The organism is Pseudomonas sp. C8002 (genome assembly GCF_013385765.1).
Lineage (GTDB): Bacteria > Pseudomonadota > Gammaproteobacteria > Pseudomonadales > Pseudomonadaceae > Aquipseudomonas.
Window position 1 is genome coordinate 301,718 of sequence record NZ_JACAPJ010000007.1, and the last position, 26,450, is coordinate 328,167.

29 protein-coding genes are annotated in these 26,450 nt (G+C 62.2%); 18 read left to right on the forward strand and 11 right to left on the reverse strand.

The window, feature by feature from the left end:
- Positions 1-43 precede the first annotated feature (43 nt).
- From HX814_RS12750 to argE, 4 genes are read left to right on the forward strand one after another with little or no spacing between them, the layout of a single operon-like run.
- Positions 44-1,375: a flavin-containing monooxygenase gene (locus HX814_RS12750; protein WP_371132352.1), complete on the forward strand. Its 1,332-nt coding sequence runs from the start codon at positions 44-46 to the stop codon at positions 1,373-1,375.
- Between the two features lie 24 nt (positions 1,376-1,399).
- Positions 1,400-1,810, forward strand: coding sequence for a RidA family protein (locus HX814_RS12755; RefSeq protein ID WP_003207327.1), 411 nt, complete (start codon positions 1,400-1,402; stop codon positions 1,808-1,810).
- Between the two features lie 16 nt (positions 1,811-1,826).
- On the forward strand, positions 1,827-2,504 hold the full coding sequence (locus tag HX814_RS12760) for a DUF1028 domain-containing protein (protein ID WP_003207324.1): 678 nt from the start codon (positions 1,827-1,829) through the stop codon (positions 2,502-2,504).
- Positions 2,501-3,646 carry an acetylornithine deacetylase gene (argE, locus tag HX814_RS12765; RefSeq protein WP_102606138.1) on the forward strand — a complete coding sequence of 382 codons (1,146 nt, stop codon included), beginning with the start codon at positions 2,501-2,503 and terminating at the stop codon, positions 3,644-3,646. The genes HX814_RS12760 and argE overlap by 4 nt, the downstream gene beginning before the upstream one ends.
- A gap of 117 nt (positions 3,647-3,763) precedes the next feature.
- On the opposite strand, the gene HX814_RS12770 is transcribed toward argE, so the two are convergent.
- On the reverse strand, positions 3,764-4,675 hold the full coding sequence (locus tag HX814_RS12770) for a LysR substrate-binding domain-containing protein (RefSeq protein WP_003210159.1): 912 nt from the start codon (positions 4,673-4,675) through the stop codon (positions 3,764-3,766).
- A gap of 251 nt (positions 4,676-4,926) precedes the next feature.
- Between HX814_RS12770 and HX814_RS12775 the strand changes: the two genes are divergently transcribed.
- Both HX814_RS12775 and HX814_RS12780 read left to right on the forward strand, forming a co-directional pair.
- Positions 4,927-6,342 carry a cytosine permease gene (locus HX814_RS12775; RefSeq protein ID WP_003210161.1) on the forward strand — a complete coding sequence of 472 codons (1,416 nt, stop codon included), beginning with the start codon at positions 4,927-4,929 and terminating at the stop codon, positions 6,340-6,342.
- A 221-nt stretch (positions 6,343-6,563) separates the two neighbouring features.
- Positions 6,564-7,055, forward strand: coding sequence for a GNAT family N-acetyltransferase (locus HX814_RS12780; RefSeq protein ID WP_003210163.1), 492 nt, complete (start codon positions 6,564-6,566; stop codon positions 7,053-7,055).
- 165 nt (positions 7,056-7,220) lie between these two features.
- Here the strand turns inward: HX814_RS12780 and HX814_RS12785 are convergent, their stop codons facing one another.
- Positions 7,221-8,660, reverse strand: a complete 1,440-nt coding sequence (locus tag HX814_RS12785) for an amidase (RefSeq protein WP_177015420.1) — start codon at positions 8,658-8,660, stop codon at positions 7,221-7,223.
- Positions 8,661-8,761: 101 nt separating this feature from the next.
- Here HX814_RS12785 and HX814_RS12790 point away from each other — a divergent pair, with 101 nt between their 5' ends.
- Positions 8,762-9,328, forward strand: coding sequence for a TetR/AcrR family transcriptional regulator (locus HX814_RS12790; RefSeq protein WP_177008604.1), 567 nt, complete (start codon positions 8,762-8,764; stop codon positions 9,326-9,328).
- Positions 9,329-9,344: 16 nt separating this feature from the next.
- Positions 9,345-9,770, forward strand: coding sequence for an N-acetyltransferase (locus HX814_RS12795; protein ID WP_008435362.1), 426 nt, complete (start codon positions 9,345-9,347; stop codon positions 9,768-9,770).
- 3 nt (positions 9,771-9,773) lie between these two features.
- On the opposite strand, the gene HX814_RS12800 is transcribed toward HX814_RS12795, so the two are convergent.
- A complete protein-coding gene (locus tag HX814_RS12800; RefSeq protein WP_256343957.1) occupies positions 9,774-10,289 on the reverse strand; it encodes a GNAT family N-acetyltransferase in 516 nt (171 codons plus the stop codon).
- Between the two features lie 132 nt (positions 10,290-10,421).
- Between HX814_RS12800 and HX814_RS12805 the strand changes: the two genes are divergently transcribed.
- Positions 10,422-11,102: a class I SAM-dependent methyltransferase gene (locus tag HX814_RS12805; RefSeq protein ID WP_177008606.1), complete on the forward strand. Its 681-nt coding sequence runs from the start codon at positions 10,422-10,424 to the stop codon at positions 11,100-11,102.
- A 14-nt stretch (positions 11,103-11,116) separates the two neighbouring features.
- Here the strand turns inward: HX814_RS12805 and HX814_RS12810 are convergent, their stop codons facing one another.
- Positions 11,117-12,322, reverse strand: a complete 1,206-nt coding sequence (locus tag HX814_RS12810) for a YgcG family protein (protein ID WP_177008607.1) — start codon at positions 12,320-12,322, stop codon at positions 11,117-11,119.
- A gap of 127 nt (positions 12,323-12,449) precedes the next feature.
- On the opposite strand from HX814_RS12810, the gene HX814_RS12815 reads away from it, so the two are divergent.
- The gene (locus tag HX814_RS12815; RefSeq protein ID WP_003210178.1) at positions 12,450-13,268 is read left to right on the forward strand and encodes an alpha/beta fold hydrolase; all 819 of its coding nucleotides are present in this window, start codon (positions 12,450-12,452) and stop codon (positions 13,266-13,268) included.
- Positions 13,255-14,430 (forward strand): PAS domain-containing sensor histidine kinase, encoded by a 1,176-nt coding sequence (locus HX814_RS12820; RefSeq protein ID WP_008435370.1) that lies wholly within the window; start codon positions 13,255-13,257, stop codon positions 14,428-14,430. The genes HX814_RS12815 and HX814_RS12820 overlap by 14 nt, the downstream gene beginning before the upstream one ends.
- Here the strand turns inward: HX814_RS12820 and dapF are convergent.
- Positions 14,399-15,232, reverse strand: a complete 834-nt coding sequence (gene dapF, locus HX814_RS12825) for a diaminopimelate epimerase (RefSeq protein WP_177008608.1) — start codon at positions 15,230-15,232, stop codon at positions 14,399-14,401. The two genes, HX814_RS12820 and dapF, sit on opposite strands and share 32 nt — an antisense overlap.
- 130 nt (positions 15,233-15,362) lie before the next feature.
- Here dapF and HX814_RS12830 point away from each other — a divergent pair, with 130 nt between their 5' ends.
- Both HX814_RS12830 and HX814_RS12835 read left to right on the forward strand, forming a co-directional pair.
- On the forward strand, positions 15,363-16,421 hold the full coding sequence (locus tag HX814_RS12830) for an alginate lyase family protein (RefSeq protein ID WP_008435376.1): 1,059 nt from the start codon (positions 15,363-15,365) through the stop codon (positions 16,419-16,421).
- A 45-nt stretch (positions 16,422-16,466) separates the two neighbouring features.
- Positions 16,467-16,967, forward strand: a complete 501-nt coding sequence (locus tag HX814_RS12835; RefSeq protein ID WP_177008609.1) for an AAA family ATPase — start codon at positions 16,467-16,469, stop codon at positions 16,965-16,967.
- Here the strand turns inward: HX814_RS12835 and HX814_RS12840 are convergent.
- Positions 16,964-18,526: a murein L,D-transpeptidase gene (locus HX814_RS12840; protein ID WP_177008610.1), complete on the reverse strand. Its 1,563-nt coding sequence runs from the start codon at positions 18,524-18,526 to the stop codon at positions 16,964-16,966. The two genes, HX814_RS12835 and HX814_RS12840, sit on opposite strands and share 4 nt — an antisense overlap.
- Positions 18,527-18,563: 37 nt before the next feature.
- Here HX814_RS12840 and HX814_RS12845 point away from each other — a divergent pair, with 37 nt between their 5' ends.
- On the forward strand, positions 18,564-19,277 hold the full coding sequence (locus HX814_RS12845) for a murein L,D-transpeptidase catalytic domain family protein (protein WP_023658766.1): 714 nt from the start codon (positions 18,564-18,566) through the stop codon (positions 19,275-19,277).
- Between the two features lie 86 nt (positions 19,278-19,363).
- On the forward strand, positions 19,364-20,113 hold the full coding sequence (locus tag HX814_RS12850; RefSeq protein ID WP_177008611.1) for a creatininase family protein: 750 nt from the start codon (positions 19,364-19,366) through the stop codon (positions 20,111-20,113).
- A 152-nt stretch (positions 20,114-20,265) separates the two neighbouring features.
- Here the strand turns inward: HX814_RS12850 and HX814_RS12855 are convergent, their stop codons facing one another.
- Together HX814_RS12855 and HX814_RS12860 are read right to left on the reverse strand one after the other, a co-directional pair.
- A complete protein-coding gene (locus tag HX814_RS12855; RefSeq protein ID WP_003210199.1) occupies positions 20,266-20,607 on the reverse strand; it encodes a hypothetical protein in 342 nt (113 codons plus the stop codon).
- A 29-nt stretch (positions 20,608-20,636) separates the two neighbouring features.
- Positions 20,637-21,275, reverse strand: a complete 639-nt coding sequence (locus HX814_RS12860) for a hypothetical protein (protein ID WP_023658765.1) — start codon at positions 21,273-21,275, stop codon at positions 20,637-20,639.
- 143 nt (positions 21,276-21,418) lie between these two features.
- On the opposite strand from HX814_RS12860, the gene HX814_RS12865 reads away from it, so the two are divergent.
- A complete protein-coding gene (locus tag HX814_RS12865) occupies positions 21,419-21,682 on the forward strand; it encodes a hypothetical protein (RefSeq protein ID WP_008435390.1) in 264 nt (87 codons plus the stop codon).
- A 15-nt stretch (positions 21,683-21,697) separates the two neighbouring features.
- Here HX814_RS12865 and HX814_RS12870 read toward each other — a convergent pair whose 3' ends face one another.
- Both HX814_RS12870 and yfcF read right to left on the reverse strand, forming a co-directional pair.
- Entirely contained in the window at positions 21,698-22,429 is a 732-nt protein-coding gene (locus HX814_RS12870) for a GntR family transcriptional regulator (protein ID WP_177008612.1), read from the reverse strand.
- A gap of 34 nt (positions 22,430-22,463) precedes the next feature.
- Positions 22,464-23,096, reverse strand: a complete 633-nt coding sequence (yfcF, locus tag HX814_RS12875) for a glutathione transferase (RefSeq protein ID WP_102368834.1) — start codon at positions 23,094-23,096, stop codon at positions 22,464-22,466.
- 171 nt (positions 23,097-23,267) lie between these two features.
- Between yfcF and HX814_RS12880 the strand changes: the two genes are divergently transcribed.
- Positions 23,268-24,698: a hypothetical protein gene (locus HX814_RS12880; protein WP_177008613.1), complete on the forward strand. Its 1,431-nt coding sequence runs from the start codon at positions 23,268-23,270 to the stop codon at positions 24,696-24,698.
- On the opposite strand, the gene HX814_RS12885 is transcribed toward HX814_RS12880, so the two are convergent.
- Entirely contained in the window at positions 24,695-25,219 is a 525-nt protein-coding gene (locus HX814_RS12885; RefSeq protein ID WP_177008699.1) for a DUF924 family protein, read from the reverse strand. The two genes, HX814_RS12880 and HX814_RS12885, sit on opposite strands and share 4 nt — an antisense overlap.
- Positions 25,220-25,346: 127 nt before the next feature.
- On the opposite strand from HX814_RS12885, the gene HX814_RS12890 reads away from it, so the two are divergent.
- Positions 25,347-26,405, forward strand: coding sequence for a HoxN/HupN/NixA family nickel/cobalt transporter (locus HX814_RS12890; RefSeq protein WP_087692446.1), 1,059 nt, complete (start codon positions 25,347-25,349; stop codon positions 26,403-26,405).
- Positions 26,406-26,450 lie beyond the last annotated feature (45 nt).

Below are 26,450 nucleotides of genomic sequence, written 5' to 3' on the forward strand. Positions count from 1 at the left end.
ATAATATTTTATTAAAAACCGCCCTCCCCCTAGCCTTGAAGCCATGCCCAAGCTGAATCCAACTGCATTACGCAAGGACAGACACATGACTCAAGCAATAACAAAAACAGACACGCTGGTGGTGGGAGCCGGTCAGGCTGGCGTCGCCATGAGCGAGCACCTGAGCAAGCAAGGCGTGCCGCACCTGGTGCTGGAGCGCAGCCGTATCGCCGAGCGCTGGCGCACCGGCCGCTGGGACTCGCTGGTTGCCAACGGCCCGGCCTGGCATGACCGTTTTCCGGGCCTGGCCTTCGATAACGTCGCCCCCGATGGCTTTGCGCCGAAAGAGCGTGTGGCGGACTACTTCGAAGCCTATGCACGCAAGTTCAATGCACCGATTCGTACCGGCGTCGACGTGACCTCGGTGGTGCGCAATATCGGTCGCCCCGGCTTCACCATCCACACCAGCGAAGGCGTGATCGAAGCCAACCGCGTGGTGGCGGCCACCGGGCCGTTCCAGAAGCCGGTGATTCCGGCGATTGCCCCTCAAGACAGCGCGCTGCACCAGATCCACTCCGCCGACTACCGCAACCCCGCGCAACTGCCGGCCGGCGCGGTGCTGGTGGTGGGGGCGGGTTCCTCCGGGGTGCAGATCGCCGACGAACTGCAACGCTCCGGGCGCCAGGTGTACCTGTCGGTGGGTGCTCACGACCGCCCACCGCGTGCCTATCGCAACCGCGATTTCTGCTGGTGGCTGGGCGTGTTGGGTGAGTGGGACCAGGCCGCGATGAAACCCGGCCGCGAGCACGTGACCATTGCGGTGAGCGGCGCCCACGGTGGCAAGACCATCGACTTCCGCGAGCTGGCCCAACAAGGCATGACCCTGGTCGGCCTGACCCAATCCTTCAACGGCAGCGTTGCGAGCTTCCAGCCCAACCTGGTGGAAAACCTGGCCCGCGGCGATGAGAACTACCTGGCCCTGCTGGATGCGGCGGATGCCTATATCGAGCGCAACGGCCTCGACCTGCCGCCAGAGCCCGAAGCGCGTCGCGTATTCCCCGATGCCGAGTGCATCAAGCACCCGATCCTGGAACTGGACCTGGCCAAGGCCGGTATCACTTCAATCATCTGGGCCACCGGCTTTGCCGTGGATTACAGCTGGCTGAAGGTCGATGCATTTGACGCCGCCGGCAAGCCGCAGCACCAGCGCGGCGTGGCCAGCGAGTCGGGCATCTACTTCCTCGGTTTGCCATGGCAGTCGCGCCGGGGCTCGTCGTTTATCTGGGGCGTGTGGCATGACGCCAAGTACGTGGCCGACCATATCGCCATCCAGCGTCAATACCTTGAGTACCGCGAACCCACACCGGTTGTTCACACCTCACCTGTCAGCGCCTGATCACTTTTTTCTGGAGTTTTTTTGATGCCTACTCACACTCGCATCCGCATGTTCAACACCAAGGAAACCTACCCTAACCAGAGCCTGGACAATGACCTGTGCCAGGCCGTACGCGCCGGCAACACGGTGTACGTACGAGGCCAGGTGGGCACCGATTTCGACGGCAACCTGATCGGCCTTGGCGACCCGCGCGCGCAAGCCGAACAGGCAATGAAAAACGTCAAGCAACTGCTGGAAGAGGCCGGCAGCGACCTGAGCCACATCGTCAAGACCACCACCTACCTGATCGACCCGCGCTACCGCGAGCCGGTGTACCAAGAAGTCGGCAAGTGGCTCAAGGGCGTGTTTCCGATCTCCACCGGGTTGGTGGTTTCGGCCCTGGGCCAGCCACAGTGGCTGATGGAAATCGACGTGATTGCAGTCATCCCCGAGTAATCCAAGGAGGCACGACATGACCTTTTCAATCGTCGCCCGCTGCGCGGAAACCGGCCAGATGGGCATTGCCATCAGCTCATCGAGCATCGCCGTGGGCGCCCGCTGCCCATGGCTGCGGCCCGGCGTGGGTGCGGTCTCGACCCAGAACATCACCCTGCCCGCCCTCGGCCCGGACGTACTCGATCTATTGGAGCAAGGCCTTGCCCCTGCCGATGCCGTAGACAAGGCCCTGACCCGCAACGGCTACAGCCAATACCGGCAACTGACGGCGATTGATCACCTCGGGCGCACGGTGCATTTCAGCGGCAACGAAACCCTTGGCACCCACAATGCGGTGTCTGGCGAACAGTGCGTGGCCGCCGGCAATATGCTCGCCGACCGCGCGGTGATCGAGGCGATGGTCAAGGCCTTCGAGCAAGGCGAAGGCCAACTGGCAGACCGCCTGCTGGCCGCGATGCATGCAGCCATTGCCGCCGGGGGCGAAGCCGGGCCGGTGCATTCCGCCGCGCTGGTGGTGGTGGGCGAGCTGACCTGGCCGATCATCAACCTGCGGGTGGATTGGGCCGACGAGCAGCCGATCGCCGAGCTGCAAAAGCTCTGGGACGCCTACCGTCCACAGGTGCAGGACTACATCGACCGCGCCCTCGCCCCGGACCGCTCCCCTGGCTACGGCGTGGCCGGAGACGACCGATGAGCACCAGCCGGGAACTGCTGCAAGCGCTGGTGGGGTTTGATACCACCAGCCGCGAATCCAACCTGAAGCTGATCGAGTTCGTGCGCGATTACCTGGCAGGGTTCGGCGTGCCTTGCGAGTTGATCTACAACGATGAGCGCAGCAAGGCCAATCTGTTCGCCACCCTCGGCCCGGCGAATGTGCCCGGGATTGTGCTGTCGGGGCACACCGATGTGGTGCCGGTAGATGGCCAGCCGTGGACGTTGCCGCCGTTTGAGTTGACCGAACGCGACGGCAAGCTGTTTGGCCGGGGCACGGCGGACATGAAGGGCTACATCGCCTGTGTACTGGCGCTGGTGCCGGCCTTGGCAAGCGCAGACTTGCGCATGCCGGTGCACATCGCCCTGTCCTACGACGAGGAAGTCGGCTGCCTTGGGGTGCGTTCGTTGCTCAAGGTGCTGGAACAATGGCCGGTGAAACCACTGCTGTGCATTATCGGCGAGCCCACCGAGTTGAAGCCGGTGCTGGGCCATAAAGGCAAGCTCGCCATGCGCTGTGAAGTGCATGGCGAGGCCTGCCATTCGGCGTATGCGCCCCAGGGCGTGAATGCGATCGAGTATGCGGCCGAGTTGATTGGTGAGCTGGGGCGAATCGGCCAGCGGCTCAAGGTGCATCAGGACGAGCGCTTTGACCCGCCGTTCAGCACCGTGCAAACCGGGGTGATCTCCGGGGGCAAGGCGTTGAATATCGTGCCTGCCGATTGCCGTTTTGACTTTGAAGTGCGCGCCCTGCCCTCGATGGACCCGGGTGAAGTGGCCGAGGAGCTGCAAGCCTATGCGATGCAGCAGGTGTTGCCGCGGATGCAGGCGGTGAGCCGGCAGAGTGCGATTCGCTTCAGTGAGTTGTCGGCGTACCCGGGGCTGGCCACCGACCAGCGCAGCCAGGCGGCGGAGCTGATTGCGGCGTTTTGCGGCTCGCGGGAATTTGGCACCGTGGCGTTCGGGACCGAGGGTGGGTTGTTTGATGCGGCGGGCATTCCGACGGTGGTGTGCGGGCCTGGGAGCATGGACCAGGGGCATAAGCCGGATGAGTTTGTGAGTGTTGCGCAACTGAAGGCTTGCGATGCCATGTTGTTGCGCATGCTCGACTCGATTCGCGCCTGAAACGCGGGCCAAATGTGGGAGCGGGCTTGCTCGCGAATGCGGTGCGACAGTCACCCAATGTATTGACTGATCCACCGCTTTCGCGAGCAAGCCCGCTCCCACATTTTAGTTCTGTGTCTAACCTAACAACCGCGCCAGCTCTTCCCGGCAATACTCCACAAACAACTGCACCGGCTTGGTCAACGGCGCCCGCCGCAACCACACCGCCGACAACCCCGACCCCGTCACCGTCTCCGCCAACGGCACGCACACCAGCTTCTGCCCGTCATAGGAATACGGCGAAAACGGCTTGGTCACCAGGATCGAAAAACCGAACCCGCGCCCCACCATCCCCCGCACCATCTCGATCGACGGCGAACTGAAGACAATATTCGGCGTCAGCCCACGCTCTTCAAAGATGCTCACGAAGTACGTCCGGCTCGGCAGCACATCCAGCAAAATCATCGGTTCCAGCACCAAGTCCGCCAACGACACCTTGGCCTGCTGCGCAAACCGGTGATCCGCCGGCAGCAACGCATAGGGTTGCTGCGGCGGCATCAGCGGCGTGGTCTCGATGGCGCTGCCCAGGTCATGCTCAAACAGCATCGCCACATCGATACTGCCGGCCGTCAGCGCCTGCACCAGTTCCTGTTGTTCGCCATCGCGCAGACGGATTTCCACCCCCGGCCAACGCTCCCGGAAACCGGCAATCAAGCGCGGCAAATACAGCGGTGCCACGGTTTCGAAGCAACCGATATCGATCTGCCCCGCCACCACGTCATTGTCTGCCAGGGCGTTCTGCTCAAACTCATGGGCCACCCGCAGCAGCTCCAGGGCTTTACGATAGAACCGCGCACCGCTTGGCGTCAGCGACACCCCTTGGGCGTGATGGCGGATAAACAGCTGCACACCGAAGCTGTCTTCCAACTGCTTGATGGCCGTCGACACCGACGGTTGCGCGATATAGAGCTTGCGCGAGGCCTCTGCCACGCTGCCGCACTCGGCCGTGGTTACAAAATATCTGAGCTGGCGCAGGTTATAGGCAGCCATCGGGACCTCCATAAACGTGGGATTTCGCCCCAAACAAGTGCGTGAAAATCGGCTTTTTCACACTGATTCAAGTGCATGCAACATACCGGAGCAAAAAACCCCGCGAGATATTATTTTTAAGGTCTATAGCAACAAACTTACTAATTTACCTCCCTGTGACCATTGCACATGATCACTCCAACAACAAAAGCGACGCACACGCGCCGCCCAGCGAAGTACGTCAACGTACTCACCTTGCCTTGGAGCTCGTCATGGTTACCACTGCAACATCCTCCGCCCCGCTTATCGAAAAACACACGATTGGATACGTGCCCCCGGAAGATCGCCACGGAAAGGTAAGAGACCTGTTCACCCTGTGGTTCGGCGGCAACATCGCGCCGTTGCCCATCGTCACCGGCGCGCTGGCCGTGCAACTGTTCGGCCTTAACCTGGTGTGGGGCATCATCGCCATCCTCGTCGGCCACCTCGTCGGCGGCGTGCTGATGGCGCTGCACTCGGCCCAGGGCCCGCAGATGGGCATCCCGCAAATGATCCAGAGCCGCGCCCAGTTCGGCTCCCTTGGCGCACTGCTGGTGGTGGTGATCGCCGGCGTGATGTACATCGGCTTCTTCGCCTCCAACATCGTACTGGCGGGCAAATCCCTGCACGGCGTCGTCGACGCGATCCCGGTACCGGTAGGCATCGTCATCGGTGCCATCGGCTCGGGGATCATCGGCATCATCGGCTACCGCTTCATCCACGTCCTCAACCGCATCGGTACCTGGGTGCTGGGCGCGGGCATCGTGCTGGGGTTCGGCTACATCTTCACCCATGTGCAGACGGCCGACTTCCTGACACGCGGTAACTTCAACATTTCCGGCTGGCTGGCCACCGTGTCATTGGCGGCGCTGTGGCAAATCGCGTTTGCGCCGTATGTGTCTGACTACTCCCGCTACCTGCCGGCGGATGTGCCGGTGGCGTCGACCTTCTGGACCACCTATCTGGGCACCGTGCTCGGTTCCAGCCTGTCGTTCATCTTTGGTGCGGTTGCGGTACTGGCTACGCCGGTGGGCATGGACACCATGGACGCGGTCAAACTGGCGACCGGCTCCATTGGCCCGCTGATGCTGTTGCTGTTCCTGCTTAGCGTGATCAGCCACAACGCACTTAACCTGTACGGCGCCGTGCTGTCATTGATCACCCTGGTACAGACCTTTGCCTACCGCTGGATCCCGACCGCCAAGGCGCGTGCCGTGATCTCGGTGCTGGTGCTGGCGGCGTGCTCGATTGCGGCGGTGTTTGCGTCGAAGGATTTTATCGGGCACTTCGTGGACATGGTGCTGGTGCTGCTGGTGGTGCTGGTGCCGTGGACGGCGATCAACCTGATCGACTTCTACGCGATCCATAAGGGCAAGTACGACATCGGTTCGATCTTTCGGGTGGATGGCGGGATTTACGGGCGGTACAACCCCCAGGCGCTGGTGGCCTATGCGGTGGGGATTGTGGTGCAGATTCCGTTTATGAATACGCCGCTGTATGTCGGGCCGATTTCGGCGCATATCAACGGGGCGGATTTGTCCTGGTTGGTGGGGTTGGTGGTGACGTCGCCGTTGTATTTCTGGCTGGCGAGTCGGGACAGTGCGTATAAGCGTCGGTTGGAGGGGGGGAAGTTGGTGGGTGGGGTTTAATAGAGCCTGGCTCAGTTACGAGAAAACCCGCATTTGCGGGTTTTCCAGTTATCCGGCTTGGCGAATATTGATGGTGCCAGGAAGGCCGCCATCGCGGCCTCGCTAAAGCTCGACGGCTCCCACAGGGGGTCGGTGGTGTGAGTGGGGTTTGTGTTCGGCGGTGCTGTCGGGGTGTTCTTTCTTTATCATGGGGGCCGTCGTTCAACTTCTTCGGTAACCCAATGCCCGCCCTCACCTTCCGTAACGCCAACCCCGCCGACGCCAACCGTTGCTACGAAATCGAAATCACCGCCTACGAAGGCGATGAAGCCGCGACCCTGGAAAAGATCGCCACGCGCATTGCGCTGTACCCGCAAGGCTTTCTGATCCTGGAGGCGGATGGTGTTGTGGTCGGTTTCATCAACTGCGGTTGCGCCGATGAAGTGGTGATGTCGGATGAGGCCTTCAAGGAGTTGGTCGGGCATTCAGCCGATGCGCCGAATGTGGTGATCATGTCGGTGGTGGTGGATCCCGCCCAGCAAGGCAAGGGCTACTCCACGCGCTTGATGACGGAGTTCGTGCAGCGCATGCAGGCGATGGGCAAGAAGACCATTCACCTGATGTGCAAGGACCAGCATGTGGAGCTGTATAAGCGCATGGGCTATCGCTATGTGCAGCCGTCGGCGTCGGACCACGGCGGGATGGCGTGGCATGAGATGGTGATGGATATCTAGCCATCGCACTCCCCCCTGTGGCGAGGGAGCTTGCTCCCGTTGGGGTGCGAAGCGCCCCTGATTCGGTGGATGCGGTTTTTCAGAGACCTGGTGACTGGTTTTGGGGCTGCTGCACAGCCCAACGGGAGCAAGCTCCCTCGCCACAGGGAAAGCATTTGCCTTGGGTTACAGGTTTCCCCCGGCCCACACGTGCGGGCGACGTGCAGCCCAAGGCGTTGCCCGTTCCAGTTGCGTCGCCAGGCCAAGCAACATGCCCTCCTGACCAAACGCGCCCATGAACTGCATGCCGATCGGCAGCCCGCTCCGGGAATCATGACCCAGCGGCACCGACATCGCCGGCGCGCCAATGACGTTGGCCAGCGCGGTAAACGGCGAATGCGCAAACACTCGATTCATCCACCCTCGCCCGTCCAGTTGCGCCTGGCCCTGGTTGTAGTCGCCGATCATCGGCGCCAGCCCGGGCAGTGTGGGCGACAGCAGCACGTCATATCGCTGGAACAGGTCACCCATGTGGCGCGCGACGATGTTGCGTTCCCACAGGGCCCCCAACAGGTCTGTCGCTTGCAGTGACTTGCCCAGGCGATACAGCGCCAGTGTCGCCGGTTCCAGGTATTCAGCGCTGATCGAACGACCCGTCGCGCCGGCAACTGCATCTATCCAGGCTGCCGTGTTCGACGACCAGAAACGCGCATTGAGTTCGACAAACGCTTCCCAACTCACGCCAATGTCCGGCTGGATTTCTTCAACCTGATGACCCAGTGCTTCCAGTTGTTTGGCGGTATTGAACAGCGCCTGTTTTACCGCCGGATGCAGCTTCTGCCCGTTTAAAGGCAGGCTCTGGAGGGCAATGCGCAACGAACCGGGCGCCCGTTGGGCAAGCGCCGAAAAGCTGCTTTCCGGCGGTGCTATGTGAAACGGATCTCCAGGCGCGCCGCCATGGATCGCGTCGAGCATGCCAGCGCTGTCGCGTACCGAACGGGTCAATACCCCGTGCACTGCCAAACCACTCCAGACTTCGTCGACGTCCGGCCCCATGGGCACGCGACCACGGCTCGGCTTGAGCCCGAACAGGCCGCACATGGACGCGGGTACGCGGATTGATCCGCCGCCATCGGTCGCATGCGCCACCGGTACCAACCCCGCCGCCACCGCCGCTGCCGAGCCGCCGCTGGAACCACCGGCGCTGCGCTGCACGTCCCACGGGTTGCGGGTGGGGCCTGAAAAGCGGCTTTCGGTGGTGGTGCTGGCGGCGAATTCGGGGGTGGTGGTGCGGCCCAACGGCATGAGGCCGGCGCGGCGCAGGCGGGTCATCAGTTCCGAGTCGGCATCGGCGGTGCAGCCCTGCGCGAGCGCGCTGCCGAGTTCATTGCGGCGGCCTGCGGCGCTGACGCCCAGGTCTTTGAGCAGCAGCGGCACGCCATGGAACGGGCCTTGGGCCGCAACCGGTTCATCGTCCCAGGCTTCCACCAAGGCGTTGATCTGCGGGTTGACGGCTAAGATGGCTTGCAGGGCGACCGCGCGCACCTCGTCGACACTGACAGCGTGGGTGTGGATCAGGCGTGCCAGGCCGGTAGCATCCTGATCGGCATATTCAGACAGGTACATGAAACCCTCCAAACGGGTATGATGAATACTCTTCGGTATCGGACGATACCGAAGAGTATCATGCGATACTCAATGGTATCGCTGTCAAGTGGAGAATGTGCATGCGTGCGCAACGGACACCTCAACTGCCGCCCCGCGAGCGGATCGTCGATGCGGCGCAAACGCTGTTTGTCGAACAGGGCATCACCCGTGTCAGCGTGGATGCCATTGCGGCACTGGCCGCCTCGACCAAGATGACCGTGTACCGGCATTTCGAGAATAAGGATGCGCTGGTGCTGGAGTGGCTGGAGCGCCTGACGGAAAGCTACAGCGATGTGCTGGATGGCCTGGCGCAGCAACACCCCGACTCCCCCAGGGAACAGCTGCTGGGCTTGGCGGGTTTTATCGTCGACGACCTGGAACGGGCGGGCTATCGCGGTTGCCCGTTTACCAACACCCTCGCGGAAATTCCGGAGGCCGATCACCCTGCGCGAGCGCTGATCCAGGCGCATAAAAAACGCCAGTTTGAGCGGGTGAAGCTGCTGTGCACGCAGCTCAAGGCGAGCAAGCCCGGGGAGCTGGCTGAAGAGCTGACGTTGTTGATGGAAGGTGCCCAGGTGGTTGCGCAAAACAAAGGCGTGGATCAGGTGGGTGAACGGCTGATGCGGATGGTGCGGGAACGGCTTTGACAGGGAGCAGAACCTGATGAAACAGCATTTGATTGAGATAGGTGACCAACCAGACGCCGAAGCCGAGCAGCTTCTCGGCAAGGGACTCGCCGCCTTCAACGAACACATCACCGGCTCCAATGACCGACGTCCGTTGACGGTGCTGATCAAGGATCCCGACACCGGTGAAACCCTCGGCGGCATCACCGGCAAAACCAGCCTCGGGATGGCGTTCCTCGACCTGTTCCATTTGCCCGATGCGCTGCGTGGTTCAGGCCTGGGTACATCGCTGCTGAAGGCGTTCGAAGACGAAGCCCGTCACCGAGGGTGCCGCTCGGCGGTGCTGTACACCATCAGTTTCCAGGCCCCGGAATTTTACGAGAAGAATGGCTGGGTACGTTTTGGTGAAATACCATGCGACCCGCAAGGCAGCAGCCGGGTTTTCCTCAGCAAAACGCTCTGACGGCTAGACGCCAAGCCTTTTGCCAAACAACCGATTTTCATGGGTTTCATTCTGGAACGTATACGTAGGCGCCCCCAATAGCTTATAACCACGACGCGGATAAAAACCCAGCGCCCGCTCGTTGCCGACCCACACCGTCGCCCACAACAAAGAAGCGCCACCCTGCCCTGCGCGCTGTTCAGCCGCTTGCAGCAAACGGTAGCCGAGTCCGAGCCCGGTAAACCGTTCCTGGATGTAGAGCCGCTGCAACTCCGCCGGTTTCGGGGTTGAGATCAGCGCATGGCCGGTGTCCATCGCCACCTGGGCAAACCCCACCAGATGCCCGTTGGCTTCAGCGACGATGATGGCCGTAGCCGGCTGGACGATCAGCGCGGAAATCGTCTGGGGCGAAAACGCTTGCAGCGCCTCGGCGGCGATTGAGTCGCGAATGCCTTCGGTGGCGTAAGTATCGAGAAAAACCTGCATGCCCAGCACACCAACGCATAACGCGTCTTCAGGCCGTGCATCGCGGATAAGCATGTCGGGAAGCATTCGAGGGGTACTCTCAAAATCAGCAAAGGCAACGTTTTAACACAACTGCACATCTCTGCAATTGCCAGCCTGAATTCGCCCCAGTAGGGTTATCGCTTCCCCCGCCAACAGGAGCCAGCAATGACCTGGTTTTCAGATCCCGACGCTGTCGCCCGCTACGCCGAAGGCCCGGTGAGGCTGGTGCCGGGTTTCGAGTCCTTGCAGCGCATGAGCACGCTGCTGCTGCGCGAAAGCGTCCCAGCCACCGGCAAGGTATTGGTACTCGGTGCAGGCGGCGGCCTGGAGTTGAAGAAGTTTGCCGACAGCCAGCCCGAGTGGCAGTTTGTGGGGGTGGACCCGTCTGCCGAGATGCTGAAGCTGGCCGAGGCCACCTTGGGTCCGCTGATGGCCCGGGTGCAGTTGCATGAAGGCTATATCGATACCGCGCCCGAGGGGCCGTTCGATGCCGCCACGTCCTTGCTGACCTTGCACTTCATCCCGGCCGAAGAGCGTCTGCAAACCTTGAAAGAACTGTGGCGGCGCTTGTCGCCGGGCGCGCCTTTGATTGCGGCGCATCACAGCTTCCCCCAATCCTCGCCAGAGGAAAAAGCGCGCTGGCTGAAGCGTTATGCAGCCTATGCCGTGGATTCCGGCGTACCGGCTGAAGATGCCCAGCGGGCGATTGCCGCCATCAGCAGCCACTTGCCGGTGTTGTCACCCAACGACGATGAAGCGCTGCTACGGGAGGCAGGCTTCGAAGGTGTGGAACTGTTCTACGCGAGCTTCAGTTTCAAGGGCTGGATTGCCTACAAGCCCGCCTAGCTTCCGGGGGAGTCTTACCAACTCCCCGACGCCCCACCCCCACCGCTGGAACCGCCACCCCCCGAAGAGCTGCTGCTGGAACTGGAACTCGAACCGGAGGAGCTGGAGCCCCCACCCGACCCCGACCCCGACCCGCCGCTGATACCGTGGGCAAAGATGAACAGCGCCGCGAACGAAGCGAAGGGAAACGCCAGCAGCCATCCCGTGGCGCCCTTGTCAATCAATGCCCCCACGATCCCGTACACCACCAGCACCGCGACCAGCCGCGCGATAAAGCCACCCTGGCTCTCTTTCCACATGCTCTTCATCACCAGGAACAGGCCGAGATACAGGCCCAGGACCAGCAACCCTGCGAATGGATAAGCCAGCCAGTGAATAAGGGATATCTCGCGCACGAAGTTATCGGTCAGCAGCACGCCGGCGATGTAGCCCAACAGCACCAGCACGGTGTAAAACGCCGCCCTCGCCTGCCACAACGCGCCGAAAGTAGCGCCACCGATCAGCATGCACAGGGGCAGCAACAGCAAATAGACCGGCCAGTCCTTGCCGCCCGCAACCGCGACCAGCACCACGGTGACAACGACCACCGCCATCAGGGCCCGGCGCCAAGGGAGTTTTTCGGCCCCCATCAATACCCCGACCACCCCGCCAAACATGAATGCCAGGAGTACCGCATACGCTTCAGACGGGAAACCGGCCTTGGCCACCTCGGGCAAATTGCCCCCGTCCACCAACAGTGTCAGGTCGTCCACCGCCTGCTGCACGCCGCCTGCGTAATCGCCCTGGCGAAACGCCGGGGTGATGTGTTCCTCGATGATGCGGTGGGCCAGCAGGTCGGTGACCACGCCCTCCAGGCCGTAACCGACTTCGATCCGAACCTTGCGATCGTCTTTCGCCACCAGCAGCAGGATGCCGTCGTTGACGTCCTTGCGCCCCAGTTTCCAGGCACGGAACAGTTGGTTGGCGAAGTCCTCGATGCCAACGCCCTGGGTGCTCGGCAGCAGCATCACTGCCACCTGTGCGCCCTTGCGTTGTTCCAGACCGGCGAGTTGCGTGGTCATACGCGATTGAGTGGCAGCGTCGAGGGTTTGGGTCAGGTCGATCACGCGCTGGTCCAGCGCAACCGTGACCGGCGCCGGGGGAACGGTATCGGCCCACACTTGCGAGCCGGAAACGATCAGCAGCAAGCCCAAGACACATTGCCGTAGGAACACCATCATGTTTTGTTACCTGAAGTTTCATCCTGAATCGGCCGACTTTACCCTATCGACGCTATAAACAGGTGACCCGACGCCACCGACTATCTAGACTTACGCCACCCCCACACACGCCCTACACGAGAACGCCATGGACCTTCAGCAGCGCAACAACGTCAGGGTGTATGGCAGCGGTCCCTCGACCCTGGTTTTCTCCCATGGCTTCGGGTGTGATCAAACCATGTGGAATTATCTGTTTCCTCATTTCACCGGGCGTTTCCGTGTGGTGCTGTATGACCTGGTGGGGGCTGGCCAATCCGACCTGGGCGCGTACGACAGCGAAAAATACAGCTCACTCGCCGGCTACGCCCATGACTTGGGCGAGATTGTTGATGAATACGCCGTGGGCCCGGTGGTGCTGGTGGGGCACTCCGTCAGCGCGATGATCGGCGCCCTGGCCGATCGCCAGGCGCCCGGAACAATCGCCGCCCATGTGATGATCGGTCCTTCGCCGTGCTATATCGATTCCGGCGACTACACGGGCGGGTTCACCCTCGACGATATCCATTCGTTGCTCGATACCCTCGACAGCAATTACCTCGGCTGGTCCAGCACCATGGCCCCGGTAATCATGGGCGCACCCGGGCAACCGGCCCTCGGCGAAGAACTGACCAACAGTTTCTGCCGCACCGAGCCCGACATCGCCAAGCGCTTCGCACGGGTAACCTTCCTGTCGGACAACCGCCAGGACATCGCAGGCCTGATGACCCCCACCCTGATTCTGCAATCCACCGACGACTTGATCGCACCGGTCTGCGTGGGTGAATACCTGCACGCGGCGTTGCCCGCCAGCACGTATTGCCTGGTCGATAACGTGGGGCATTGCCCGCACATGAGTGCACCTGGGGCCTGCTCAGCGGCCATGGACAGTTTCCTGTTGCCATGGGTGGGTGCCGATGCCAGCCGATAACCTGTCGTTGCCGGACTCTCAACGTTTGTTCGACGGCGCGCCCTGCGCCTTGGTGGTTACCCGGGAAGACGGCACCATCGTGCAGGCCAACCAGTGCTTCAGCGACTGGACCGGCTTCAGCCTCGATGAGTTGAAAGAACGGCGGTTTCAGGACCTGCTGACGACGGGCGGGCGGATCTTCCATCAGACGCACCTGGCGCCGCTGATGAAAATGCAAGGCTCCATCGCCGAAGTGAAACTCGACCTGCTGCACCGTGACCGGCGCACCGTCACGGTATTGCTCAACGGCGTCAGGCACGAACATGCCGGTATTGCCTACAACGAACTGGCCCTTTTCGGCACCACCGACCGCGACAAGTACGAGCGCGAATTGCTCAACGCCCGCAAACTGGCTGAAGCCTTGCTGCAGGAAAAGACCGCCGCTGAAGTCGCGCTGCAGCAGGCCCAGGCCGAACTGAGCAGCGCCTATGAAATTGCCCAGCGCCGGGCGCTGTTTGCCGAGCAGATGGTCGCGATTGTCAGCCATGACCTGAAGAACCCGCTGACCGCGATCAAGATGGCCTCGGAGTTCCTCGCCCGTGGCGAGCGCAGCCCCAAGGAGCGCCAACTCCTGGGGCATATCGGCCTGTCCACCGAACGGGCGCAGCGGATGATCGCCGACTTGCTGGACTTCACCCAGGCCAGAGTCGGCCAGGGCATCAGCATCAATCCCGTAGCACTCGACCTGCACGCCGTCACCCGTGACAGTCTCGACGAGTTGCAAGTGGCGTTCCCCACGGCGACCCTCGAACATCACGCCACGGGCAGCGCCCGCACGTTCCTGGATGCCGACCGCATACAACAAATCATCGGCAACCTGGTGGCCAACAGCGTGGCGTACGGCGACCTGCAACAGCCGATTACCGTCACCTCGCACCAGGACGCACAAGAGAGCCGGCTCTCGGTGCATAACCAGGGGCCGGCGATTCCCGAAGCGTTGATGGCTGGCTTGTTTGAGCCCATGACCCGAGGCACGGAGCAGGACAGTGAGGTGCGTAGCGTTGGCCTGGGGCTGTTTATCGTGCGGGAAATTGCCAAGGCCCATGATGGAGGTGTTTCGGTGAGCTCAAGCCCGGACCGGGGCACCACCTTCAGTGTGCACTTTCCATTGCGCCACCCATGAGCGCGGCCGCCACCGTGCCGTGAACAACGGTTTGGACAGCCCCCGTCAACACCACGCCGCCGCGCCCATCCCAATGCACCGTCACGGTACCGCCATCGCATTGCACGTCGACGGTGTCATCCAGCAGCCCACGACGAATCCCGTTGACCACCGCGCCACAACAGCACGAACCCGAGCCTTGCGGGACACCGCCGCCCCGTTCCCAGATGCGCAGGCGGATATGACCCCGGTCGAGTACCTGCACGAAATGCACATTGGTCTTGTTGGGGAACAACGGGTGGGTTTCCAGTGACGGGCCAACCGCCGCAATATCGACCGTCGCCAGATCATCGACAAAGAAGGTGCAATGCGGGTTGCCCATGCTGCACGCCGCCGGGTCACCCTCCAGCGGCAAGCGTTCGGTGTCCATCGCTTGCGCCAGCGGAATAGCTTCCCAGCCCAATGACGGCGGCCCCATGTCCACCGACACCCGCTGCGCCGATTCGCGCACGCAGGTCAGCAGCCCCCGGTTGGTTCGCAGCACGATGGTGGCGGTGCCGGCTTCGCGCATCAGCATGTCCGCCACTCCACGGGTGGCGCTGCCGCAGGTGTCGAGCGGGGTGCCGTTGGGGTTCCAGAATGTGATGCGGGCCGCGGCGTCAGCGCAATCGAGCACCACGGCCAATTGATTGAAGCCGATGCCGCGATGACGGTCACCCAGGCGGCGGGCGATTTCAGCGGTGATCGGGTCATCCTGGCCACGCCGGTCGATCACGATGAAATCATCACCGTGGGCGTGCATCTTCACGAACTGCAAAGTCATGGGGCGTCCTGTTCTCGACCGGGCAAGGCCTGCAAGGATAGAGGGCTGGCGGGTATTTCATCAAATTCCCATCACGGGCATGGTAGCGTGGCTGCGCCCCGATCGGGTCAATCCATCCCTGAGGAACAGCATGCTCCAACGCCCTCTGCACACCGTGGCCCTCGCCGCGCTGCTCGCCGCGTTCGCCAACGCCGCCTTTGCCGCGCCCCAGGTCCTGAGTGCCTGCCAGCCCGCCACCTCGAATCCGACCTCCAAATCGCTGCTGGCTGCCGCCCAGCGCCACCTCGGCGACCAGCCCGACGCCCTGCCCCATCTGCACACCGAAGGTACCCTGCCGAACCACGGCATCCGCGAGCAAAGTATCGCCGCCGAGAAGGATTGGCCAGTCATGCGCCAGGCGGCCCTGGCCTGGCGCCTGAGCCGCGACACGCGCTACCTCAAGCAAGTGGATGACTACCTGAGCGCGTGGGCCAGCACCTACCAGCCGGACTTCAACCCGATCGACGAAACCAACCTCGACATGCTGATCAGCGCCTACGCCCTCACCGCCAGCGACCTTCGCCCCCAGACCCGCGACGCCACCCGCGCGCTGCTGACCAACCTGGGCAATGGCTATATCGAGCGCATCAAGCAGTTCCACGGCGAAAAGAAAGCCACCAACACCAATAACTGGCAGAGCCACCGCGTAAAACTGGTCACGGTGGCCGCCGCCGCACTGGGCGACCGCGAGATGCTCGAACAGGCCTTCCAGCTGTTCCGGCAACAGATCAACGACAACGTACTGCCCGACGGCTCGGTGAGCGACTTCCAGGACCGTGACGCCCTGCACTATGTGGTCTACGACCTGGAGCCGCTGGTGCAGGCCGCGCTGGCGGCCAAGCCCTACGGCATTGGCGGCAACTGGCTGGACGTCACCGCGCCCCACGGTGGCTCGCTGAGCGAAGCACTGGACTGGCTGGCGCCGTATGCCAAAGGCCAGCGCAGCCACGAAGAATTCGTGCATACCCACGTGCAGTTCGACCGGGACCGGGCCCGCGTAGGTGAGCCTGGCTACAGCGGCGAATGGAACCCGAAAAGCAGCAATACGCTGTACTGGCTGGCGGCGCAGTTGGACGCCCGGTATCTGCCAGTGGCCGAACAACTCGCGCCCAAGCCTTCGGACTGGATCAGCGCCTGTTATTTGAAGTGAGTCGCCCGGTAGACTGAGCCGACTCACCCCTTCGAAGGATCGACCATGCTTATTGTGTTCAGCGGCCTGCCCGGCACTGGGAAGACCACGATTGCCAAGGCCCTTGCCGGCCAATCCGGCGCCGTGTATCTGCGCATCGACACCATCGAGCAGGCCATCCGCGATGCAGGGGTCCTGGAGCAAGGTGTGGGCAGCAGCGGTTACCAGGTGGCCAATGCGCTGGCGTTGAGCAACCTGTTGCTGGGCCGCACGGTTGTCGTCGATTGCGTTAACCCGGTGGCTGAAAGTCGTCAGGCGTGGAGCGACACTGCGCTAAGCGCCGGTAAGCCGCTGGTGAATATCCAGGTGGTGTGCTCCGACCCACACGAACACCAACGCCGCGTGGAATCACGCACCAGCGATATTGCGGGGCTCACGCCGCCCACCTGGCACTCCGTCCTGGCCCATGAATATGAGCCATGGGTCGAGTCGCCATTGACCGTCGATACGGCGCGCTTGCCTCCCCATGAGGCGCTGACGATGATCAACGCACAGCTAAGCGCCTAGAGCGCACTCTCCATCGCTTTCATCAACACCGGATCGCGCCCGTAAATGTCCGGCGCGTAGAGCAACGCGCCCTTGCCATCGACCTGCACCGTCCAGTACCCCAACAACACGGGTACCGGCGTCGCGAGCCGGAACTCGTGGGTGGTTTCCGTCGCCAGCAATTCTTCGGTGCGGATCTTCTCCGCCGGGCTCACCAGCAAGTCGCGCAACAGCAGCGGCTGCTCAACCCTCACACATCCCGAACTGAAGGCCCGCGGGCCCTTGGAGAACAGCGGCTGGCTCGGCGTGTCGTGCAGGTACACCGAATACGGGTTGGGAAAGCGCAGCACGATCCGGCCCAGCGGGTTGCGCGGGCCGGCGCCCTGGCGCAGCAGGATGTTGCCGGGGTGCGACCAGTCGACCTGTTCCGGTGCCAGCGGGTTGCCCTGGCTGTCGAGCACTTGCAGGTTCTGCTGGCGCAGGTATTCGGGGTTCAGGCGGATCGCCGGCAGCTTGTCCTCGCGCATGATGGTGGGCGGGATGGTCCAGGTGGGGTTCAGGGTCAGCCGGGTGATGCGCGACTTCAGCAGCGGCGTCTGGCGGTCGGCGCGGCCGACTTGCAGGCGGGTTTGCCACACGGGCACGCCACCCTGGTAGAAGCTCAGTTGCGCCGCTGCCACGTTCACCAGCACGCCCTCGGGTTCCAGGTCCCGGGACAGCCAGCGAAACCGTTCAAGGTTGATGCGCAATTGTTCGCGGCGAATCGCCGGGCTGATGTTCAGCTCGGTGACCGTGCCGGGGCCGATCACGCCGTCGGCTTGCAGGGAATGACTTTGCTGGAAGGTCTTGACCGCGTTGACCAACTCGCCACGGTATTGCGTCCCCGCGGAGGTGGCGCTCAGGTAGCCGCCATTGACCATTCGCCGCGCCAGTTGCGGCACCCGCGAATCGTCCATGCCCGGGCGCAGCAACGGGCCGCTGGCCACGGCATCCCAATGCTGCAACGGTTGCTGGCGCAAGGCGGCGTAGGCACTGCGCAGGCCAAGGTATAGCGGCGCGCTCGGGCGGGCCTGGTCGAAGGCTTGGGCGACGTTCTGCATGCCGGCCTCGGCCATGGCCAGCAATTGGGTGTCGGGGTCCGGGGCCGGTTGCGAATGCCAGACGGGCTCGAAGCGCGACTGCTGCAAGCGGCCGAAATGCAGGTCCTGCAGGGCTTGCAGGTACTGCTGGCTGGTACCGATATCGATGCACAGCACGTTCCCCGTGGCATCCGCCGGGGGCAGTCTATAGTGAGTCGGGTCCAGGCCATCGTCGGCCAGCAACTGCAGTTGGGCTAGCAATGCGGCGCGGCGATCCCCCTCGGACCACAGCACCACGTCGCCCTGCTGCTGATAAAACGCCTGCAAACGCGCCAGGGAAGGCGCATCGACCTGCCCGGCCGGGCCTGGGCAAACGGTCGACAATTGCGAGAGCGCCAATTGCACCGGGGCCGGCGACACCACCAACAGGTCTTCGGCTGTCGCGACCAGCGGTGCAACGAGCAGGCAAATGCTCAAGTAACATGCGTGTTTTTTGAACAATCGCTTAGCTCCCATCCACGGCGGAGATGCTTTATACATGCTGACCTTTTGCTGCCGACTCGGCCTGATCATCTCGACCTTTGCCTCGCTGAGCACCGTTGCGCTCGCAGACACGGGTAAACCCCTTACTCTGTATAGCAGCCTCGCCCACGCCGCTCCAGAACTCAACCCCGATGTACTGAAAAGAGCCTTGAGCGCCATGCAATGCGCGGTGGGCAATGGCATCGAACAGTCCGACCGGCTGGCGGTGATCGACTATTCCCAACCTTCGACCGCTCGTCGCCTATGGATCTTCGACCTGCGCAAGAAGACATTAGTGCTGCGGGATTTGGTGGCCCACGGACAAAAATCCGGGGAAAACTTCGCCACCCAGTTCTCCAACCGTGAAGGCAGTTACCAGTCCAGCATTGGCTTGTTCCGCACCCAGGAGAGCTACGAAGGCGCCCACGGCTACTCGCTGCGCATGGACGGCCTGGAACCGGGTTTCAATGACCGTGCACGGGACCGCGCCATCGTGATCCATGCCGCCGACTATGTAAGCCCGTTGTGGAGCAAGCGCGAAGGCCGTATCGGCCGCAGCCAGGGTTGCCCCGCCGTACGCCCGCAGGTAGCGCGCCAGGTGGTGGACAAACTCAAGGACGGCCAGTTCATGTTTTCCTGGTACCCCGACCAGCGCTGGCTGAAGTCCTCGGCTTACCTCAACTGCAAGCCGCGCCAGATGGCGAGTGCCGGTACTGTCAAAGGCGGTTGATGCTCTCGCTGTTGCCGTGCACCATGCGGCTCACGCCACCAGGAACTCCACCGTGTTCCTGGGCTTGATGAGAGAGAGAACCTGAGATGCTTTTACATCAATCCACCTGGATCGAGATTGGCCAGTTTCTGGAACGCAGCCGCAGCATCGTGATTCCCATCGGCTCCAACGAACAACACGGCCCCACCGGCCTGTTGGGCACCGACTGGATGTGCCCGGAAATCATTGCCCATGAAGCGCAGAAGAACGCCGACATCCTGATCGGCCCGACCTTCAACATCGGCATGGCCCAGCACCACCTGGGCTTCCCGGGCACCATTTCCCTGCGCCCTTCGACCTTTATCGCGGCGATTGGCGATTGGGTACGTTCGTTGGCAGGCCATGGTTTCGAGAAGATCCTGTTTCTCAATGGCCACGGCGGCAATATTGCCTCGATCGAAGCGGCGTTCTCCGAGCTGTATGCCGAAGGCAGCTTCAGCGGGCGCCCGTCGGGTTATGCGCTGAAACTGTGCAACTGGTGGGACCTGGAAGGCGTGAACGAACTGGCGCACCAGCAGTTCCCGGTGGGCCACGGCAGCCATGCCACGCCGTCGGAGATCGCCGTGACCCAATGGGCCTACCCGGACGCGATCAAGTCGGCTGACTACTCGCCGCAAATCGCCAACACCGGCCCGATTCGCGAAGCCCGCGACTTCCGCGCGCGTTTCCCGGATGGGCGCATGGGTTCAGACCCGGCGCTGGCCACCCCGCAAAAAGGCGGTGAGTTGGTGGCGTTGGCGGCCAAGGGGTTGGTGAAAGCGGTCGATACGTTCAGCAGCGAGCCAAAGCCGAGCTGAATCATTCGCTCAAGACAATGAAGATCAACTGTGGGAGCTGTCGAGCTTAAGCGAGGCTGCGATGGGATCACCTCGGTGTCACTGTCAGACCGCAGTGATGCTATCGCAGCCTCGCTGGGGCTCGACAGCTCCCACAGACTGGCCCCAGTCGATTACAGGCAATCCTGCGCCGCATGCTCGAACCGCGACGGCTTGAACGTCGATGCCAACGGCTTGCGCTCGTACAGGAACACCTTGCCGCCGTCCTGGGACTTGTAGACTTCGAGGATGTTGTCCGCGGCGATCTTGCTGCTCACCACGATCCGGGCATGCCGCGAATTCTGCGTGACCGTGGAGGTCATGCCGTTTTTCTCGAACTTGGGCACCACGCACTGCACGTAGGCTTCAGGGTCCTTGGCGGTTTGCAGGGTAAGGGTTGGGGCATTGGGGGCGGATGCACAGCCCGTCATCAATAAAGAAGCAGAAGCCATCGCTGGCACTAACAACACGCGCATAAAAATTCCTGAAAAATAAACGAAGTGGGCTAACCGGCAGCGACCAACGCCTTGAGCGAGGCATCGAACTGCTTTAATGCGTTCAACTGAACGTCGCGCTGCTGCCCAATCTGTGCAGCGATCTGGGGCGCCGTTTTGTCATGTACCCACACATTAGGCAAGTGCATTTGCATCGAACCCTCGGCTTTGGCGATGTATTGCAGGTCAAGGTCATAGAACTTGGCAACAAACCGCGCTTCCACCCGATCATTACGCTGGGTCAGCAATTGGTTGTAGGTATCGAGCATCACCACCACATCCGGGTGCGCCTGCAACAGCGCATCAAGGTTGTCGTAACGGGTGACCGAGGCAAAGGTGTGCCGCAACGAAGCCATCAGCCAGTCAATCGCCAGGTCCGGGTCGGAACTGTCGACGAAGGCCTGGCGAATCTGCTCGTCCAGCTGGCCCTTGGCACCATTGACCGCCATGGCGTGGTAGCGCGCCAGGTACTCAAGGTTGTCGAGGGTGTTGTCGCTGTAGAGCACGCCGACCGATTGCGAATGCTGCAACCCGACCGGGCTGGCGACGATTGGCGCCAGGTGGCTGGCTTGAAGCCCCCCGGCCGACGCAGAGCCAACCATTGTGCTCATCAGCAGCGCCACCAGGGCCAAACCGGTAAAAGTCCTCATCGCAGGGTCCTTGCACATCATGTTCAATGATGGCAATTGTCCTCCTTTTTCAGAAAAACAGAACTCGCAATACTTGATGGTGACTATTATCTAGAGCAATAGTGTCGTGCAGGCCGCCTCACACAAAATGATAAGGAACGCCTATGAAGCCCCACCAGAAAACCTTCGATCGCATCCGTGAAGCTGTGCTTCCGGAGTTTCGCGAGCGGGTTGCCGATTACCTGGTCGACTATGAGGAAGTGCTGCTGGACAACGCCGCCGAACCGGAAGTGGTCTACGCGATTGCCCAGCAATTGCGTGGCTACTTGCGCGGTTTGAACACCACCCGGGTGCTGGGCATGGCCGACTGGGAAGACCTTGACCGCCGGGTGGTGCAAAGCTGGCTGGTGCTGCTCAAAGCCGAATAGCACCGCGCCTCAAGCTCAGCGTATATCCACGCGATAACGGAAATGTTCGGCGTGGCCACGGCCGCGTCGCAACTCCAGGGGTTGGCCGGCGTAATCCCGGGCCAGCCGCTCGATCACCATCACCGGGCTGCCCACCGGCACCTGCAACCAGCGGGCCCACACGTCATCGATGGACTCGGCGGTGAGGGCTTCCTCGGCAGAAGCGACTACTTGCCCGCAGACTTCTTCGTAAGTGGGGTACAACAGCAATCCCTGCCGGGTCAGATCCACGTCCAGCAGCGTCTGGAACCGCTCGCGCGGCAGCCAGATTTCCTCGGCCAGCACTGGCCCGGTGTCCAGCACGTGTACCCGCACGATGCAGATTACCGGCGCATCCGCTGCCAGCCCCAGCACCTCGCTCACCGACAACGGAGCCTTCACCGGCTTGACCGACAGGATCCGGCTCTGCGGCAGCTGGCATTCACCGCCCGGGCCCTGGAAGCGGAAACACCGGAACAACGACGACTGAAACTTCGGGCGGCGCACAAACGTACCACGGCCCTGCTGGCGCTCCAGAATGCCCTCGCCCACCAACGCCTCGATCGCTTTACGCACGGTGCCGGTAGACAGCTGGTACTGGGTGGACAACACCGCTTCAGGGGGAATAGCCGCACCGGCACGCCAGTGATTATTGGCAATCTGCTCAATCAGATGATCCCGAAAACGCTGGTACAGCGGCAGGCGGGAGTCACTCGACAGTATATTCATGGACCAGGATTCACTTTGTAATTGAGGAGTGTGACTACAGCGACGGTCGTGCCTGCTTGACCCATTCCTGGACCGAAGGCCGTTGCCATTGGCGCTGGGCGTACGCCACCAGGTTGGCGGGTACGCTGTCACCGTTGAGGATCAGCCGGTTGAGCATCACGGCCAGGTCCACGTCGGCAATCGACCACGCGCCGAACAGGTAGTCGCGACCGTCGGCCAACAGCGCCTGCGCCGCGTTGATCAGCGTGTGGGCCGCTGCTTCAGCAACCGGCGACAGCGGTTCGCCCTTGAGCCCGTAAAACACCACCAGGGTCGAGCGTTCCTGCCGAATCGGCATCAAGTCACTGCGCAACCACGCCTGCACCTGCCGCGCCCTCGCCCGCTGGCGGGGTTCGGCCGGGTACACCGGCACCTGCGGGAACACATCCTCCAGGTACTCGGTTATCGCCGACGACTCGGACAGCGCAAACTCACCCTGCACCAGGGTCGGTACGCGCCCGGTCAGCGACAAGTGCGTGTACGCGTCAGTCTGGTTCTCGGCCGTGTCGAGGTTCAACGTGAGCAGTTCAAATTCAAGGCCCTTTTCCCGCAGGGTCACAAACGCCGACATCGCGTAGGGACTGGTGAAATGGGCGTCAACGTACAGGCTCAGCGGGCGATGGTTCACGGCGACATCTCCTTGGTGGGAGCACCACACTACGAGATCGCGCCGCGCAAATGAAATGCGCGGTTTTTATGGGGGCATTCCTGGCTGGAATACCATCGATAATGGCAATACTATGGCCCCTTGAACCCCACCCGTAACGCCCCGAAAAGCGGATCAAGGAACGATCACTAGATGAAACAAGCGGTTGTCGTCATCCACGGAATCGGCGAGCAGCGCCCGATGGATACCCTGCGTGGCTTCGTCGAAGCGGCGATCCCGGCGGACACCCCCGAGGCGACGCCTTTCTACTGGAGCAAACCCGACCGGTTTTCGCGCAACTTCGATTTGCGCGTGTTGAAGTCGGCGGGTCGCAACACCACCGATTTCTACGAGTACTACTGGGCCCACAAGATGCAGGGCACCAAGGTCGGGCACCTGCTCAGTTGGCTATGGGACATTTTCAAGCGTCCGCGCCGGGATATCCCGACGGCCATCGTGCCGATCTGGCGCGCCACGCGCTGGGCCTTGCTGGCCCTGCTCGTGCTGCTGGTCAGCGGAACCCTGGCGACGCTGTATGGCCGATTCCCCCACAGCGACAACCCCTTCGCCCTGATCCCGGTGCTGCTGGCGGTGATCGGCCTGGCCCTGAAGTACTCGGCACTGTCATACCTTGGCGATGCCGCCCGCTACCTGAGCCCCAACCCGCAGAACGTGGTGGTGCGCGAACAGATCCGCGCCGATGGCGTCGACCTGCTGCGCGCCCTGCATGACAAGGGTGATTACGACCGCATCATCGTCGTCGGCCACAGTTTGGGCAGCGTGATTGCCTACGACATCGTCGGCTACCTGTGGCACGAGCATCACGATCAGTTACGCCCCGGCGGCCCGGAACTCGCCGCCCGCTACGCCAACCACGAGCGATTGCAACCGGTGGTCCAGGACACGCTGCCAAAGGCTGGAAACGCCCTCGACGGCCGCCTGCAAAGCCTCCTCAGGTTCCGCGAACAGCAAGCCGAAGCCTTTATCGAACAACGCAACCTCGGCAACCCGTGGCGCATCACCGACCTCGTCACCCTCGGCAGCCCGATGGCCCACGCCAGCCTGTTGCTGGGCCGCAGCGTGAGCGACTTCAAGCGCCGCATCGAACGCCGCGAAGCCCCCGCCTGCCCGCCGACGCTCGACGATAAGGGCTACGGCTACAGCGGCCGGCTGCCCGTCACCGTGGGCGGTCGCCCATTTTCACCCCTGTATTTGCACCATGCCGCGGCCTTCGCCGTGACCCGTTGGACCAACCTCTACTTCCCCGCGCCCCTGGGCCTGTTTGGCGACATCGTCGGCGGCCCGGTCAGCCCGGTGATGGGCCCCGGCGTACTGGACCTGCCGGTCAGCGTGGGCAAATGGAAAGGCTGGCTCGCCAGGTCCTGGCTCAGCCACACCCATTACTGGAGCGAACGCGGCGGCGCCAGGGGCTACCTGAATAAGCTGACCACCGATGACGCGGCAATTACCCAAGGCGAACGTCCGTCGGCGACTGAAGCGTTGCGTTGGGCGATTGATCTCAAGGGTGTGCGGCGTTTTCGCCAGGCGGGCGTCAGAGACTTAGTGGCTGAACCCGAGGCCTAGCCCGAAAAGCCACCGTCCTCCAGGAACGCCCGCTCCTCCTCTGTCGTGACCCTGGCCAACACCTCATTACGATGAGGAAAGCGCCCGAACCGCTCGATGATGCGGGCGTGCTCCTTGGCCCAGCGGTAGGTATTGGCATCAAGGTCCTTGTTCAGGGCCACCGACAGCTGTTGATCCCCGGGATCTTCAGAATGCTCGAAGGGCAAATAACAAAACGCCCGCAACGGGGTTTCGATCGACTTGTCCATCCCCGCCTCGACCATCTGCCGCGCGTACAAACGCGCCAGCGGGTCGGTGGCGAACATATGCGCCGTGCCACGGAAGGTATTGCGCGGGAACTGGTCCAGCAGTAACAGCAACGCCAGCGCGCCTTCCGGCGTTTGCATCCAGCTCTCCAGTTCGCGCCGGGCCGCCTGCAAATGCGTGGTGTAGAAAGCCTCGCGAAAACGCCGGTCAAACCCTTCATCCTTGGCAAACCAGAGCTTGGGCCCCGCCTGTTTCCAGAACTGAATAACCGCCATTGCTGCATTTTCGATCGTCGTCACAATCCTCTCCTCACTCACTCCACAAATTTCATCATCACTCTAAACAAAATCTATAAAGTTTCGGAACGTGTCTGAATGTTTCCAACGCACACAGGTAGTGTTGATGATCCTACGCCTTGCCCAGATTTTCAGTGACTCCAGCACCCAGGTTCGCGCCAAGCTGTTTGGTATCTACGGGTTGTTGATCGGCATTAACGTGGTCGCCTGGATCTGGGCGCTGGTGGCGTTCCATGAGCACCCGGTGTTGCTCGGCACCGCGCTCCTGGCCTACGGTTTCGGGCTGCGGCATGCGGTGGATGCCGACCATATCGCCGCCATCGACAACGTGACCCGCAAGCTGATGCAGGAAAAGAAACGTCCGGTGGCGGTGGGCTTCTTTTTCTCCCTGGGACATTCTTCGGTGGTGGTCCTGGCATCCATTGGCGTCGCTTTTGCGGCCTCGGTGATGCAGGCGCGGTTTGAAGGGTTCAAGGCCATCGGCGGGGTGATCGGCACGTCGGTCTCGGCCTCGTTCCTGTTGGTCATCGCCTTGATGAACCTGGTGATCCTGCACGCGATCTACAAGGCCTGGCGCCATGTGCGCCAGGGCGGTGCGTATGTGGAGGACGACTTCGACCTGCTGCTGGCGGACCGGGGTTTCATGGCGCGGATTTTCCGCCCGGTGTTTCGCCTGATCAGCCGCAGCTGGCATATGTACCCGTTGGGTTTCCTGTTCGGCCTGGGCTTTGATACGGCCACCGAGATCGGCCTGTTGGGGATTTCTGCGACCCAGGCCTCTCAAGGGCTGTCGCCGTGGGCGATCATGGTGTTCCCGCTGCTGTTCAGCGCCGGCATGTCCCTGGTGGACACCCTCGACGGTCATCTGATGCTGGGGGCATACGGCTGGGCGTACATGAAGCCGATCCGCAAGATCTACTACAACATGACCATCACCCTGGTATCGGTGGTGGTTGCGGTGGTGATCGGCAGTATCGAGGCGTTGGGGTTGATGGGTGACCAGTTGGACCTGAAGGGATCGTTCTGGAGTTTTATCGGCTCGCTGAACGACAGTTTCGGGATGCTGGGCTACATGATCATCGGGATCTTCGTGGCCAGTTGGGCGATCTCGGTGATGCTGTATCGCCTCAAGGGCTTTGACCGGATTGAAGTGAACGCGGGTTGACCGAGGGACATTCAGCCTTGTTGTGGCGAGGGAGCTTGCTCCCGC

What these genes read in the sequence shown, in the direction of transcription:
- HX814_RS12780 (WP_003210163.1), top strand. Translation starts at nt 6,564, where the DNA reads ATGCCCGCCCTCACCTTCCGTAACGCCAACCCCGCCGACGCCAACCGT.
- HX814_RS12785 (WP_177015420.1), bottom strand. Translation starts at nt 8,660, where the DNA reads ATGTACCTGTCTGAATATGCCGATCAGGATGCTACCGGCCTGGCACGC.
- HX814_RS12810 (WP_177008607.1), bottom strand. Translation starts at nt 12,322, where the DNA reads ATGATGGTGTTCCTACGGCAATGTGTCTTGGGCTTGCTGCTGATCGTT.
- HX814_RS12815 (WP_003210178.1), top strand. Translation starts at nt 12,450, where the DNA reads ATGGACCTTCAGCAGCGCAACAACGTCAGGGTGTATGGCAGCGGTCCC.
- HX814_RS12870 (WP_177008612.1), bottom strand. Translation starts at nt 22,429, where the DNA reads ATGAATATACTGTCGAGTGACTCCCGCCTGCCGCTGTACCAGCGTTTT.
- HX814_RS12820 (WP_008435370.1), top strand. Translation starts at nt 13,255, where the DNA reads ATGCCAGCCGATAACCTGTCGTTGCCGGACTCTCAACGTTTGTTCGAC.
- HX814_RS12890 (WP_087692446.1), top strand. Translation starts at nt 25,347, where the DNA reads ATGATCCTACGCCTTGCCCAGATTTTCAGTGACTCCAGCACCCAGGTT.
- HX814_RS12750 (WP_371132352.1), top strand. Translation starts at nt 44, where the DNA reads ATGCCCAAGCTGAATCCAACTGCATTACGCAAGGACAGACACATGACT.
- HX814_RS12855 (WP_003210199.1), bottom strand. Translation starts at nt 20,607, where the DNA reads ATGCGCGTGTTGTTAGTGCCAGCGATGGCTTCTGCTTCTTTATTGATG.
- HX814_RS12850 (WP_177008611.1), top strand. Translation starts at nt 19,364, where the DNA reads ATGCTTTTACATCAATCCACCTGGATCGAGATTGGCCAGTTTCTGGAA.
- HX814_RS12805 (WP_177008606.1), top strand. Translation starts at nt 10,422, where the DNA reads ATGACCTGGTTTTCAGATCCCGACGCTGTCGCCCGCTACGCCGAAGGC.
- HX814_RS12835 (WP_177008609.1), top strand. Translation starts at nt 16,467, where the DNA reads ATGCTTATTGTGTTCAGCGGCCTGCCCGGCACTGGGAAGACCACGATT.
- HX814_RS12800 (WP_256343957.1), bottom strand. Translation starts at nt 10,289, where the DNA reads ATGCTTATCCGCGATGCACGGCCTGAAGACGCGTTATGCGTTGGTGTG.
- HX814_RS12775 (WP_003210161.1), top strand. Translation starts at nt 4,927, where the DNA reads ATGGTTACCACTGCAACATCCTCCGCCCCGCTTATCGAAAAACACACG.
- HX814_RS12755 (WP_003207327.1), top strand. Translation starts at nt 1,400, where the DNA reads ATGCCTACTCACACTCGCATCCGCATGTTCAACACCAAGGAAACCTAC.
- dapF (WP_177008608.1), bottom strand. Translation starts at nt 15,232, where the DNA reads ATGACTTTGCAGTTCGTGAAGATGCACGCCCACGGTGATGATTTCATC.
- HX814_RS12885 (WP_177008699.1), bottom strand. Translation starts at nt 25,219, where the DNA reads ATGGCGGTTATTCAGTTCTGGAAACAGGCGGGGCCCAAGCTCTGGTTT.
- HX814_RS12830 (WP_008435376.1), top strand. Translation starts at nt 15,363, where the DNA reads ATGCTCCAACGCCCTCTGCACACCGTGGCCCTCGCCGCGCTGCTCGCC.
- HX814_RS12770 (WP_003210159.1), bottom strand. Translation starts at nt 4,675, where the DNA reads ATGGCTGCCTATAACCTGCGCCAGCTCAGATATTTTGTAACCACGGCC.
- HX814_RS12790 (WP_177008604.1), top strand. Translation starts at nt 8,762, where the DNA reads ATGCGTGCGCAACGGACACCTCAACTGCCGCCCCGCGAGCGGATCGTC.
- HX814_RS12865 (WP_008435390.1), top strand. Translation starts at nt 21,419, where the DNA reads ATGAAGCCCCACCAGAAAACCTTCGATCGCATCCGTGAAGCTGTGCTT.
- HX814_RS12880 (WP_177008613.1), top strand. Translation starts at nt 23,268, where the DNA reads ATGAAACAAGCGGTTGTCGTCATCCACGGAATCGGCGAGCAGCGCCCG.
- HX814_RS12845 (WP_023658766.1), top strand. Translation starts at nt 18,564, where the DNA reads ATGCTGACCTTTTGCTGCCGACTCGGCCTGATCATCTCGACCTTTGCC.
- HX814_RS12860 (WP_023658765.1), bottom strand. Translation starts at nt 21,275, where the DNA reads ATGAGGACTTTTACCGGTTTGGCCCTGGTGGCGCTGCTGATGAGCACA.
- argE (WP_102606138.1), top strand. Translation starts at nt 2,501, where the DNA reads ATGAGCACCAGCCGGGAACTGCTGCAAGCGCTGGTGGGGTTTGATACC.
- HX814_RS12760 (WP_003207324.1), top strand. Translation starts at nt 1,827, where the DNA reads ATGACCTTTTCAATCGTCGCCCGCTGCGCGGAAACCGGCCAGATGGGC.
- HX814_RS12795 (WP_008435362.1), top strand. Translation starts at nt 9,345, where the DNA reads ATGAAACAGCATTTGATTGAGATAGGTGACCAACCAGACGCCGAAGCC.